The organism is Pseudodonghicola sp. (genome assembly GCF_048268305.1).
Lineage (GTDB): Bacteria > Pseudomonadota > Alphaproteobacteria > Rhodobacterales > Rhodobacteraceae > Pseudodonghicola.
Map to the genome: position 1 here is coordinate 55,001 of NZ_JBLWVT010000010.1, position 12,172 is coordinate 67,172.

10 protein-coding genes are annotated in these 12,172 nt (G+C 66.1%); 3 read left to right on the forward strand and 7 right to left on the reverse strand.

Annotated elements, in window-relative coordinates; all coding sequences use genetic code 11:
• Positions 1–40: 40 nt before the first annotated feature.
• From ACN0V4_RS18400 to ACN0V4_RS18410, 3 genes are read right to left on the reverse strand one after another with little or no spacing between them, the layout of a single operon-like run.
• The gene (locus ACN0V4_RS18400) at positions 41–832 is read right to left on the reverse strand and encodes a TIGR03084 family metal-binding protein (protein ID WP_417678806.1); all 792 of its coding nucleotides are present in this window, start codon (positions 830–832) and stop codon (positions 41–43) included.
• Entirely contained in the window at positions 833–1,645 is an 813-nt protein-coding gene (locus tag ACN0V4_RS18405; protein WP_417678808.1) for an enoyl-CoA hydratase/isomerase family protein, read from the reverse strand.
• A gap of 13 nt (positions 1,646–1,658) precedes the next feature.
• Positions 1,659–3,434, reverse strand: coding sequence for an acyclic terpene utilization AtuA family protein (locus tag ACN0V4_RS18410; RefSeq protein WP_417678810.1), 1,776 nt, complete (start codon positions 3,432–3,434; stop codon positions 1,659–1,661).
• A gap of 132 nt (positions 3,435–3,566) precedes the next feature.
• Here ACN0V4_RS18410 and ACN0V4_RS18415 point away from each other — a divergent pair, with 132 nt between their 5' ends.
• The gene (locus tag ACN0V4_RS18415) at positions 3,567–4,187 is read left to right on the forward strand and encodes a TetR/AcrR family transcriptional regulator (protein ID WP_417678812.1); all 621 of its coding nucleotides are present in this window, start codon (positions 3,567–3,569) and stop codon (positions 4,185–4,187) included.
• A 31-nt stretch (positions 4,188–4,218) separates the two neighbouring features.
• Positions 4,219–5,376 (forward strand): acyl-CoA dehydrogenase family protein, encoded by a 1,158-nt coding sequence (locus ACN0V4_RS18420; RefSeq protein ID WP_417678814.1) that lies wholly within the window; start codon positions 4,219–4,221, stop codon positions 5,374–5,376.
• Positions 5,377–5,416: 40 nt separating this feature from the next.
• On the opposite strand, the gene ACN0V4_RS18425 is transcribed toward ACN0V4_RS18420, so the two are convergent.
• From ACN0V4_RS18425 to ACN0V4_RS18440, 4 genes are all read right to left on the reverse strand, one after another.
• A complete protein-coding gene (locus tag ACN0V4_RS18425; protein WP_417678816.1) occupies positions 5,417–5,824 on the reverse strand; it encodes a GFA family protein in 408 nt (135 codons plus the stop codon).
• A 164-nt stretch (positions 5,825–5,988) separates the two neighbouring features.
• A complete protein-coding gene (locus ACN0V4_RS18430; RefSeq protein ID WP_417678818.1) occupies positions 5,989–7,110 on the reverse strand; it encodes an ABC transporter permease in 1,122 nt (373 codons plus the stop codon).
• A 3-nt stretch (positions 7,111–7,113) separates the two neighbouring features.
• Positions 7,114–9,867 (reverse strand): ribosome-associated ATPase/putative transporter RbbA, encoded by a 2,754-nt coding sequence (gene rbbA / locus ACN0V4_RS18435; RefSeq protein ID WP_417678820.1) that lies wholly within the window; start codon positions 9,865–9,867, stop codon positions 7,114–7,116.
• A 9-nt stretch (positions 9,868–9,876) separates the two neighbouring features.
• Complete coding sequence (locus ACN0V4_RS18440) at positions 9,877–10,896, reverse strand: HlyD family secretion protein (protein ID WP_417678822.1); 1,020 nt, start codon at positions 10,894–10,896, stop codon at positions 9,877–9,879.
• A gap of 474 nt (positions 10,897–11,370) precedes the next feature.
• Here ACN0V4_RS18440 and ACN0V4_RS18445 point away from each other — a divergent pair, with 474 nt between their 5' ends.
• Positions 11,371–12,120, forward strand: coding sequence for a TetR/AcrR family transcriptional regulator (locus ACN0V4_RS18445; protein ID WP_417678824.1), 750 nt, complete (start codon positions 11,371–11,373; stop codon positions 12,118–12,120).
• The last annotated feature ends 52 nt before the right edge of the window (positions 12,121–12,172 follow it).

Genomic DNA, 12,172 nt, shown 5'->3' on the forward strand with positions numbered 1-12,172 from the left:
CGAGCGCGATCCTAGGGCGCGCTGCGCGCGAAACGCAAGATCACTGCGCGGTAAATCGCGTGCCCGGGGCGGGCGGAGCCTCCTTCCCGCCCGCAAAACATTGTGCGGTCGCCATCCAGCGGCTGGCCACGGGTCCGGAGACCACCAGGGCGGTGTCGCCGATGTTGCGGGTCTGGGTGACGACTCGGGCGAAATCCACCGCCGGGCCTTCGATCAGATCGGAGGCCTCCGGATCGCCGAAGTCCCAGATCGCGCCAGAGGGCGCGACCAGTCGCAGGCGCGGCATATGATCCGGCACCTCGAGCCCCTGCACCCTGTGCGACCAGCCGAAGGTATTGACGCCGAGGATCACGATATTGCCGATCCGATCCTGATCCTCCCGTTCCACCCCCAGCAGATCGAAGATCTCCTGCCCATGCGCCCAGGTCTCCATCTGCCGCGCGGTGATGGAGGAGCGGGCCGACATGTCGGGGCCCGCCCATTTCAACCGCAGCTTGGGATCGACGTCGGCCCAGCGGACGGCCATGTCGCGGAACTGCTCACGCCAGAGGTCATAAAGCGCCCGCCCCCGCTCCGGGATCGCGGCATTTTCCACCGCGCGCATGCCCTCGGCCATCATCCGGGGAAAGGCGGCGCCAATCCGCGCGGTGAAGCCGTCGGGATCGGTCAGCGACAGATCCGCCGCCCGGTTCCAGAACAGCAGATGCACGATCACATCGTTCACCGTCCAGCCCTTGAACTGGGTGGGACGGACCCAATCGGCCTCGGGCACATCCTTCAGCACCGCGGCCAAAGCTTCGCTTTCGGCCAGAAAATCCTGAACCTGCTGCATCTAATCGTCCTCTCCCTGGGCCCAGGCGGGCTTTCTCTTTTCGAAAAACGCGGCGATCCCCTCGCGCCCCTCCGCCGAGAGCATGCGATCCGCGAAGCTGTCGGCGGCGAAGGTGGCACGCTCTTCCGGCGTCTGTCCCGGCAAAAGCGCAAGCTGCGCCTTGATCGCGGCGACCGCGCCGGGGGCGGCGGCGGCCAGATCGGCGCGGGTGCGGACCAGCGCCGCCGCGATCCCCGCTTCGCCCTCAACCACCTCGTCGACCAGCCCCAGCGCCTGCGCCCGGGGCGCATCCATCATCGTGCCTGTCAGCATCAGGCGCCGCGCCACCACCATGCCGAGCCGGGCCACCAGATGCGGCGCGATCTGCGCCGGGGTCAGACCGATCCGGGTTTCCGACAGGGAGAATCGCGCGCCGGCCTCGGCGATCACCAGATCGCCGGTGGCGGCCAGCCCCAGCCCGCCGGCCATGGCGGCGCCCTCGATCACCATCACGGTGAATTGCGGCAACCGCGCCAGGGCGTTGAACATGGCACCGCCCTCAAGACTGGCGCGGCGCACCGCCTCGCGATCGGCCTGGCCCTGAAAGGCGGCTTGAAAGGCCTTGAGATCGCCACCGGCCGAGAACACCCCACCGCGGCCGCGAAAGACCACGCCCCGGATATCACGCCGGTCGGCCAGATGGCCGGCCAGCGCCAAAAGCTCGGCCGTGCGGGCGGCGGTCAGCGGGTTGCGCCGGGCCGGATCGTTGAACCAGACGGTGAGCCAGCGATCGGCCAGCTCCAGATCCAGCGTGTCGAATGCGGGCAGCTCCATCATCCCCTCCCCCTCAAGCGACATCGTTGACGATCAGCCCCGCCGGCAGGCGCACCGGCGTGGCCAGCAGCTTTTGGGCGAAGCCCTTGCCCTGCGCGTCGTTGCGCAGGCTGGCGATGCCACCACCGCCAAGCGCATTGTGCATCAGGATGTTCATCGCCCCGGTGCCGGGCAGGAAGAACCGGTCGATCCGCCCCCGGTTTTCCGCCGCGAAGACCTCGGCCACCCGCTCCGGCGTCAGCGCCGCCCAGATCCAGGGCAGATAGGCCGGATGGCGGGCGATCACCCCGATGTTGGAGGCATCGCCCTTGTCGCCAGATCGCGCCCAGGCCAGCTCAAGCAACGGTCGCGTGATCATCTGTTGATCCATCGGATCGGGTACTGCAGGCTCAGGCATCACCGGCAAGACGTCAGGGATCACCGGCGGACGCGCCGGGGTGAAGGGCACCGGCGCCCCCTCCAGCGTCACCTGAATACCCAAGTCTGCAGCATCGACGAGGAAGGAGAACAGCGCCACCACCGGCGAGGGTTTCGGCCGCCCCGCCCCGGTGAAGAAATGCAGCCCCGGCGGCGTCGCCAGACCCATCCCCACCGCCTCGCGCAGGAAGAGACCCACGGCGCGCGGATCGTCATGGCGCACGGCCAGCTTCAGCGCGATCTCCTGATACTCCCCCTCGCCCGACCGGCCGCCGAAGGTCTCGACCAGCGTCTCGCGGAAATCGGCTGCGCCCATCTTGCCAAGCATGCCGCCGACCCGCTCCAGCACCGCACCCGCATAGGCGCGCGCCTTCGCCTCGGCCTCCATCCCGTTGAAGAACAACACATGCCCGCCGCGCCAACCATCCTGCCAGGTGACCGAGACCTTGAGCCGCCCGCTGGGTGCCCGCCCCTTGGCGCCGGTGACGCGCACCCGATCCGGCGCGTCCTGCACCAGCTCCACACCGGAGAAATCGCAGGTGACATCGGGCAGCAGATAGGCGCGCGGATCGCCGATTTCATAAAGCATCTGCTCCCCCACCGTCGCGGGGGTAACAAGGCCGGTAGTGCCCACGGGCTTGGTCAGGGTGAAACTGCCGTCGCGCGTCATCTCCACCACCGGATAGCCGATCCGGGCGATATCGCCGGCCTGCCGCCAGTCGGTGAAATTGCCGCCGCTCGCCTGCGGGCCGCATTCGATCAGATGCCCGGCAAGCGATCCGGCCGCCAGCAGGTCGACCTCCTCCGGCCCCCAGCCGAACCAGGCCATTGCCGCTGCCAGCGTCAGCGCGCTGTCGGCGCAGCGCCCGGTGATGACGATATCCGCCCCCGCCCGCAGCGCCGCCGCCACCGGCCCGGCACCCAGATAGGCATTGGCCGAAACGATCCTGTCCGCTGCCGGCATCGGCGCGCCGCTGAACATCTCGGGACAGCCGGCATATTCGCCGATCCGCGGCAGCAGATCGTCGCCCTCGACCACCGCGACCTTCAGCGCCAGCCCGGCCTTGGCAATCTCGGCCCTGAGCGCGGCGGCGCAGGCCATCGGGTTCACCCCGCCGGCGTTCGACAGGATCTTCACCCCGGCCTCGGCGATCCGCCCCAGGTTGGGCGCCATCGCCTGGGTGACGAAATCGGTGGCATAGCCAAGCGCCGCGTCCTTCTGCCGGGCGCGTGCCAGGATCGACATGGTGATTTCGGCCAGATAGTCATAGACCAGCGCGTCGAGCCCCGGCACCCCCAGCAATTGCGCGGTGGCCTGCGGGCTCTCCCCCCAAAACCCGCAGGCCCCGCCGATCCGCAGGACATCCTCCATCAGCCTCTCCTCCCCGTGGTGGCCGTCCCGCGGCCTCTCCTCCCAATTCGGACTTTACAGACCGAACGTTCTGTTTGTAAGTGAGTCCAGACGGCCCGGTCAACCGGGGATTTGCGCGAAGGGAAACCGCCGATGCCGGCCCAGGAGAAAGACAGCCCCAACCGGCAGGACCAGCGGTCTGAGGCGACGCGCAAGCGCATCTGCAAGGCGACGATCGCCTGCCTGGATCGCCATGGCTATGCCGAGACCAGCTTTGCCCGGGTACAGGAACAGGCCGGCCTGTCGCGCGGCGCCATCACCCACCATTTCCCCAGCAAGGAATCGCTGGTCGCCGCCACCGCGATGGAGCTTTTGGCCAATGCGCTGGAGCCGGTGGAACAGCGCCGGACCCAGGCCGCGCCGACGCCGGTGCGCGACCTGATCCTGCAGGCCTGGGACCGGGTGGTGAACTCCTCCGGCGGGCGGGCGATGGTGGAAATCCTAGTGGCTTGTCGCAGCGACCGCGCCCTGCATGCCCAGCTGGAGGACCAGCTGCACGACTGGGACCGACAGAGCCGCGCCTCGATCACCCGCAATTACATCGGCGAGGATGCCGAGGACGCCGAACTTCTGTGGTCGATCACCCGCAACTTCCTGCGCGGGCTGATCCTGCACGAACAGTTCACCGGCGATCCCGCCTATCTGGCGCGGATGGTCGACCGCTTCGCCCGGATGATGGAGGCCGAGCTGCACCCCCTGCCCCCGGACAAATGACTTCACCCCGCGAGATGGAGGAGATCGCGACGTGACCCTGAATTCCCCTTTCATGACCCCGGAACGCGCCGAGTTCCGCGCCAATCTGGAGCGGTTCTTCGCCGCCGAAGTCCGCCCCAATGTCGAGGCCTGGGAGGCGGACCGCCATGTGCCCCACGACATCCACGAAAAGCTGGGTGCGCTTGGCGTCTTCGGCTTCGGCGTGCCCGAGGAATATGGCGGGCTCGGCTTCGACGACCCTTTCCTGCGCTGCGATTATGGCGAGATTTCCTCGGGCTGCGGCGCCTCGGGCTTCGCGGCGGCGGTGGGCGGCCGGGTGATCTCGGTCGGGCCGATGGTGCGGTTTGCCCCCGAGGCCTTCAAGCGCGAGGTTCTGCCCGAGATCGTTGCCGGCCGCATCGGCTCGGCGCTGGCGATCACCGAACCGGGCGGCGGGTCGGATGTGGCCAACCTGCAGACCCGGGCGGAGCGGCGCGGCAAGGGCTGGGTGTTGAACGGCTGCAAGACCTTCATCACCGGCGGGATGGAGGCCGACTGGTTCGTCGTCGGCGCCCGCACCGGTGGCCCGGGGCTTGCCGGTATCTCGTTGTTTCTGGTGCCGGCGGATGCGCCCGGCTTCACCCGCGCCTCGATCGGCGACAAGATGGGCTGGCATTGCTCGGATCAGGCGACGCTCTATTTCGATGATTGCGAATTGCCGGCCGAGGCGCTGATCGGCCCGGAAAACAAGGGCTTCATCGCCATCATGGGCAATTTCAACTATGAACGGCTGGGGATGACGGCGGGTTGCCTCGGCATGATGCGGCTTTGCTTCACCTCCGCGCTCGATTGGGCGCGGGAGCGGCGGACCTTCGGCAAGCGGCTGATCGAGCATCAGGTGATCGCCCATAAGTTCGCCGAAATCTCTGCCCGGGTCGACCTGACCGAGGCCTATCTGGAACGCATCTGCTGGAGCATGACGCAGGGGGATATGCCGGTGGCCGAGATCTGCAAGGCCAAGGTGCAGGCCACCAAGGCGCTGGAATTCGTGGCCTCCGAGGCGATGCAGATCTTCGGCGGGGCGGCCTATCTGCGCGGCAACCCGGTGGAACGGGTCTGGCGCGAGATCAAGGTGATGGCGATCGGCGGCGGGTCTGAGGAGATCCTGCGCGATCTGGCGGTGCGGCAGATGGGGTTGCTGGAGGCCTGAGCGCCGGGGCGGCGGGTCACCCCCGCCCCCGAAGGGCCCCCTAGCCCGGGCGGCAGTCCAGCTGTTGCACCCGTTCCAGATGGTCGTCCCAATCCGCGCGGCTCTCGCAGAAGATATGCGCGTTCGGCCGGATGCTCACACTGCTGTCGAGCGATCCGGCGGGCACCATCATGCCAGCGCCATTGTCCCGAACCCCTGGCAGAGCGGAGCCGCATTCCATGCAGAAGCTCTTTTCAAATCGTGTCCCGGCGACCTTGAAGGTCTTGATCCGGTCCTCCCCCGACAGCCAGGTGAGGGTTGCCGTGGAGGAGAACAGATTGGCCGCATGGGCCGATCCGGTGGCCTTGCGACACCTCGAGCAGTGACACAGGAAGAACTTCTCGAAGTCACCCGAAATCTGAAACTCGACCGCGCCGCACAGGCAGCTCCCCGTCGTCAAATCTGTCATGAGCCAGCCCTTCCTTTCCGCAATGCAAAACTGAATGCCGCGCAAGCGTCGGGACTGAATAGGATCTCACGCCCGTTTCGGCAATCGAAGAACATGCCGACCCCGCGCTCCCTGGCGCGACGGGGGCAAGGCGCCACCTGCCCGCCCCCAAAGATGAGCCAAGATCAGTTCGCCAGCACCTTGCGGAACCGCGCGATCACCACGACCAGGAACACCACCCCCATCCCCGCCATTGCCGCCATGCTGCCCGCCACCAGGGAAAATCCACTGCCGCGATAAAGCACCGACTGCGCGAATTCCACGTAATGCGGTGAGGGGCTGATGATCTTCATCGTCAATCTCAGCCAGGCGGGCATCGATTCCATCGGGGTGATGCCGCCCGACAGCAGGAACATCACGATGATCACCGGGATCACCAGCAGGCCGAACTGGCCCATGTTCTGGGTGAAGCTTGCCAGCAACAGACCCAGGCTGCCCACCGAGATGACATAGATCGCCGCGCCGCAGACATAGAGCAGCGGCGAGCCCGCCACCGGCACCCCCATGCCCCATTGCACCACGAAGAACAGGCTCGCCACCGAGGAGGCGAGAATGACGATGCCGGTTGCGAGGATCTTGGAAAACACGATCTCATGCGGGCGCACCGGCATCACCAGCACATGTTCGATGGTGCCATGCTCGCGCTCCCGGATCAGCGAGGAGCCGGCAAGGATCAGCGTCAGGATGGTGACCGAGTTCATCAACTGCATCACCGAGGTGAACCATTTCGAGGTGAGGTTCGGATTGAAGCGGTTGCGCATCACCACATCGACCAGCGACGCGCTGGTCGCCGACGGATAGAAGAACTTGGTGATCTCATCGGCCAGGAGCTGCTGCATATAGGCCGCCCCATTGCCCGCCTGGGCCACCGCCGTGGCGTCGATCAGCAGCATCAGCGACACGTCCTTGCCTGAGCGCAGGTCGTATTCGAACTTCGGCGGGATCGAGACCACCAGCACATAGTCGCCATTGGTCTGCGCCTCGGCCGCGCGTTGCGGGGTGATCACGGCCGGGCTGGTGAACAACGGCGGCCGGATCGCCTCGATCAGCCGGCGCGACAGCGGGCTGTGATCCTCGTCCACCACCGCGACGGAAAGATCCCTGATCTCGGTCGAACCGGCATCCGACACCATCCAGGTCGCCACGGTGAAGACATAGAAGATCAGCACCAGCATGATCTTGTCGCCGCGGATCGCGCGCAGCTCCTTCACCGTCAGGCGCATCGTATTGAGGAAGGATTGCAGCATCGTTCAGGCCTCCTGCTTGCGGGTGGCGAGAACCGCGAGCGCCAGATAGAGCAGGGCAAAGCCCGCGATCACCAGCGCGTTGACCGTCAGATCGGACCAGCCGAAGCCCTTGACGAACGACCCGACGCTGGCCGGCTGATACCAGGCCCCGGGGAACGACAGCCCCAGCATCCGCCCGCCCCATTGCAGCGAGGAGACCGGCACGATCAGCCCGGAGAAGTTCACCGTGGGGATGATCGCGATCACCGCCGTCGCGAAGACCGCCGAAACCTGGGTGCGGGTGAAAGACGATATCAATTGGCCAAAGCCGGTGCTGGCGCAGACATAGATCAGCGAAATCGCCGCCAGCACCGGCAGGCTGCCGGTGAAGGGCACGCCGAAGACCCAGCGCCCCATCGCCGTCAGCATCCAGAAACTGCCCCAGGCGATGACGATATAGGGCAATTGCTTGCCGACCAGAAACTCGGGCCGCGTCACCGGGGTCGAGCGGAAGTTGGCGATGGTGCCGGTCTCCTTCTCGCGCACGACGCTGATCGCCGACATGATCGCCGGGATCAGCATCAGGATCAGCATCATCATCGACGGCACCATGGCGTTGGCACTCTTGAACGCCTGGTTGAACAGATAGCGCGTCTCGATATCGACCGAGACGGTGCCGCTGGTGCCAAGCTCGGCCTTCACCTCGTCCGAGAACTGGTTCAACAGCCCCAGCGCATAGCTGCGCGCGGTCTGGGCGCGGAACGGCATGGCGCCATCGACCCAGAGCAGCACCTCGGGGTTCTGCCCCTGGCGCAGCTTGCGACCGAAGCCATCGGGAATGTCGAGCGCGATGGCGATCTCTCCCGTGCTCATCCGCCGGTCGAGATCGGCGGGCGCCATGATCTCGGGCCTTTCGCTGAACTGCTTGATCGAGGTGAACTGTTCGGCCAGCAGCCGGCTTTCCGGCGTGCGGTCCTGATCGAAGACGGCAAAGCTCAGCTTGTCGACGTCGAAGGAAATGCCATAGCCCATGGTCAGCATCAGGATCAGCGGCCCGACGATCGCGAAGAACAGGCGGATCGGGTCGCGCAACAGCTCCAGCGTCTCGCGCCAGCAATAGGCCCAGAGCCGCGTTGCCGACCGGGCCAGCGCGCCCTGCCCGCTGCGCTCCCGGTCATAGGCCGACAGATCGGCCGGTGCGCTGACCGCCTCCTCCGGCTGCTCGGCCTGAAGACAGTCGATAAAGGCCTCTTCCAGCGTCGCCTTGCCGCGCCTCTCGACGATCTCGGCCGGCGCGCCGACCTCCAGCACCCGACCGGCATGCATCAGCGAAATGCGGTCGCAGCGCTCTGCCTCGTTCATGAAGTGGGTCGAGATGAAGATCGTCACGCCGCGGTCCCGCGACATCCTGATCAGCGCCCGCCAGAAGGCATCCCGCGCCACCGGATCCACCCCCGAGGTGGGTTCATCGAGGATCAGGATGCGCGGCTCGTGAATGGTCGCCACCGCAAGTTGCAGCCGCTGCCGGATCCCCAGCGGCAGGCTCTCGGGCATCGATTGGGCGACCTCTGTCAGCTCGAATTCCTCCAGCACCGCGGCCACCCGGGCGGCACGGCGCTGCGGCGGAATTTCGTAAAGCTCCGCATGCAGCTCAAGGTTCTGCGTCACCGTCAGTTCGGTATAGAGCGAGAAGCTCTGTGACATATAGCCGATGCGCAGCCGGCTTTTCATGTCCGAGGCGCGCAGCGGTTCGCCGAACAGCCGGGTCTCCCCCTCGGTGGGGTCGAGCAGCCCGGTCATCATCTTCATCGTGGTCGACTTGCCGCAGCCGTTCGAGCCGAGAAAGCCGAAGATCTCGCCTTCGGGAATCACGAAGCTGACGTTATCCACGGCGGTGAACTTGCCGAACCGCTTGGTCAGGTTGCGCGCCTCGATCGCCGGCAGGCCATCGCCGTCGGCAGGGCGCGGCGGCAGCACCACCGGGCCTTGATCCTCGCCCCGATCCTCCGGCGGCAACAGGCTGACAAAGGCCTGCTCCAGCGTCGCGGCGCCGGTCTGGCTGCGCAACTCGGCCGGGCTGCCCGAGGCGATCACCTTGCCGTCGTTCATCGCGGCGAGCCAGTTGAAGCGCTCGGCCTCCTCCATATAGGCGGTGGCGACGATCACGCTCATGTTCGGCATCCGCGCGCGCAGGGTGTCGATCAGTTCCCAGAACTGACGGCGCGACAGCGGGTCCACCCCGGTGGTGGGCTCGTCCAGGATCAACAGATCGGGGTCATGGATCAGCGCCGAACAAAGGCTCAGCTTCTGCTTCATCCCGCCCGACAGCTTGCCGGCCGGCCGATCCGGGAAGGGCGCGAGGCCAGTGGCCTCGAGCAGCATCTCGATCCGCGCGGCGCGCTCCTCGGCCTTTTGGCCGAAGAGGCGGCCGAAGAAATCGAGGTTCTCGCGCACCGTCAGGGTCTGCGACAGGTTTCGCCCCAGCCCCTGCGGCATATAGGCAACCTGCGGGGCATTCGCGCGCCGGGCAGCAGAATTGGCGATATCCTGGCCCAGCACCTGGATATGGCCCGCCTGCAACCGCCGCACCCCGGCGATCAACGCCAGCAGGGTGGATTTGCCCACCCCATCCGGCCCGATCAGCCCGGCCATGCAACCCGCAGGCACCTTCAGCGTCACATCACTGAGCGCATGGACCGCGCCATACCGATGGGTGACGCCCGACAGTTCGGCGATCCAGGAGCCGGCGGCTCCAGCGCGGGGGGTGTCAGCACTCATCCCGGTGCCTTACTTGGGCAGCTTGATCTGAAGATCGGCAGGCCACGGGGCCTCGGGATCGGTGCGGACAAAGCCCAGCCCCCGCACGCCGACCTTCACCTGATCTTCGAATTTCTCCAGCAGTTCACGCGGAATCGTCAATTTGACGCGGAACACCAGCTCTTCACGCTCCTCCTGCGTCTCGACCGCCTTGGGGGTGAACTGCGATTCCGGCGCGATGAAGGTGACCCGGGCCGGGATCACATACTCCGGCACCGGATCAAGGATCAGCCGCGCCTCGTCATTCACCGCCAGCGGCCCGACCACCGGCGCGGTCAGATAGATGTTCATATAGACCTGCGTGAGGTCCAGCATGGTGAAGATCGAGCTGCCCGCGGCCACCACCTCGCCCGGCTCATGCAGACGATAGAGCACCCGCCCCTTCAGCGGCGCCCGGATCGTCAAATCGTCGAGCGAGACGTTCAGCCGCTCCACATCTGCCTCGCTGGCGGCGATCATGGCATCAGCGTCGGCAATCTGGGCCTTGGCCGAGGCAAGCGACGCCTCTGCCGCCTTCAGCGTATTGGTGGCATCGTCCAGCACGCTGTCGGCGGCATGGCCGTCAGCGTTCAACTGGCTGATCCGCTTGTAATTGGTCTGCGCCACCGACAGCGCACTTTCGGCCTGCATCACCGCCGCCTCGGCGATCTGCTTAGACGCCCGCGCGCGCAGCACCGTCGCCTTGGCGGCGTTGAGCTGCGCCTGCGTGTCGCGATCGTCGATCCGCGCCATGACCGCGCCGGCCTCGACGATATCGCCCTCATGGGCGATCACCTCGGTCAGCCGGCCGGCGTATTTGGTGGCGACATCGACGCTCTGCGCCTCGAGCCGACCGTTCGAGCTGGCGATATTGTCATAGCGGTCCTTGCCGCCGAAGCGATGCAGCAGCTTCTCAAAGCTCGATTCCGCCCGGAGCGGCACCGCCTGAAACACCAGTGCGCCCCCCAGAAGAGCGATGCCGAGAATGCGGCTGAAAGTCATTCGTGCCATGTGGGATTTTCCTTCATGCGGGTCGCGCAGGGATCATGTGCCAAAAGGGGGACGGGGACAGTGCGGCCTTCCGCCGCTGGACGGCTCAGGACCAAGCGCTCGCCCGTGCCGCAACCGGGCAAAAGACAGTGGGCAAAGCAACCTCGACATCCGACAAGCTACCATCAAACACTGCCTCATCCCGATGAGAGCTCGGCTGCTCCCCCCGTGCTTTTCGCCATGGTAACGCGCCTCTTCCAGCAAAGTCGATCCTTGGCGGCCACTTTCGAACATGCGTTTTAAATGAAAGTGAAAACAATAGGAAAAGGTCTTGGATTGCCACTCCGAACCGCACGTCACAGAGTACCGAACTGCCCATCAAACCGACAAACCTGCAAGACGCGCCATCCCCTCGAGTAATCCATATTGACACTATTGTCACCATGACGCATTCGTCGCGATGAAACAAGCAACAACTCCAGATCTGACGTCTCCATGCCCGACACCTTCCGGCATCCGGCCACTTTGTGCTATACGGATGCCCTGCCCGAACCCGACGCGACCATGATCCCGGCGGAGGACCATCGCACCCGCACCGCCGCCCGCCGACGCGAGACCATGCGCCGGCGGCTGCTGGAAAGCGCCATGCTCGTTTTCGCCGAAAAGGGCGTCGACGCCTCGGTGATCGACGATGTGATCTCGACCGCCGGCGTGTCACGCGGCACCTTCTACAAATACTTCAAGTCGAACCGCGACCTGATGGTCGCCGCCAACGAGGAACTGGGAAAAGAACTGCTGACCCAGGTTCTCGACCGGGTGGCCGGGCTGAGCGATCCGGCCGAGCGGCTGGCGCTCGGGGTGCGGCTGTTCATCGAGACCGCGCTCGCCTATCCGCTGTTCGCCCATTTCACCCGCTCTGCCGGGATGGCCAGTGTCGGGCCGCGGTCGCTGCTGCTGGACTATCTGCCCGATCACATTCGCGACGCCACCGATCAGGGCCGTTTCTGCCCGATGCCGCTCGAGGTGTCGCTCGATCTGATCTCGGGCGGGGTGCTGTTCTGCATCGCGCACAGCATCGAGGGCTCGGGCGACGATCTGCAAAGCCGGCACATGGTCGCGGCACTGATGCGCGGTCTCGGTGTTCCCGCCGACGAGGCCTGGCGGCTTGCCGACCGCGAGGTGGCGCCGATGGAGCTGCCCGAAGACAGCCTGCTGTGTCAGTCGAACCTGCGGTACCGACCGTAGGGTACCGGAGGCTGCGACGTAAAATGAGTGCCGAGCGGACCCGAAAGGCTGC

What these genes read in the sequence shown, in the direction of transcription:
- ACN0V4_RS18400 (WP_417678806.1), bottom strand. Translation starts at nt 832, where the DNA reads ATGCAGCAGGTTCAGGATTTTCTGGCCGAAAGCGAAGCTTTGGCCGCG.
- ACN0V4_RS18405 (WP_417678808.1), bottom strand. Translation starts at nt 1,645, where the DNA reads ATGGAGCTGCCCGCATTCGACACGCTGGATCTGGAGCTGGCCGATCGC.
- ACN0V4_RS18410 (WP_417678810.1), bottom strand. Translation starts at nt 3,434, where the DNA reads ATGGAGGATGTCCTGCGGATCGGCGGGGCCTGCGGGTTTTGGGGGGAG.
- ACN0V4_RS18415 (WP_417678812.1), top strand. Translation starts at nt 3,567, where the DNA reads ATGCCGGCCCAGGAGAAAGACAGCCCCAACCGGCAGGACCAGCGGTCT.
- ACN0V4_RS18425 (WP_417678816.1), bottom strand. Translation starts at nt 5,824, where the DNA reads ATGACAGATTTGACGACGGGGAGCTGCCTGTGCGGCGCGGTCGAGTTT.
- ACN0V4_RS18430 (WP_417678818.1), bottom strand. Translation starts at nt 7,110, where the DNA reads ATGCTGCAATCCTTCCTCAATACGATGCGCCTGACGGTGAAGGAGCTG.
- rbbA (WP_417678820.1), bottom strand. Translation starts at nt 9,867, where the DNA reads ATGAGTGCTGACACCCCCCGCGCTGGAGCCGCCGGCTCCTGGATCGCC.
- ACN0V4_RS18440 (WP_417678822.1), bottom strand. Translation starts at nt 10,896, where the DNA reads ATGGCACGAATGACTTTCAGCCGCATTCTCGGCATCGCTCTTCTGGGG.
- ACN0V4_RS18445 (WP_417678824.1), top strand. Translation starts at nt 11,371, where the DNA reads ATGCCCGACACCTTCCGGCATCCGGCCACTTTGTGCTATACGGATGCC.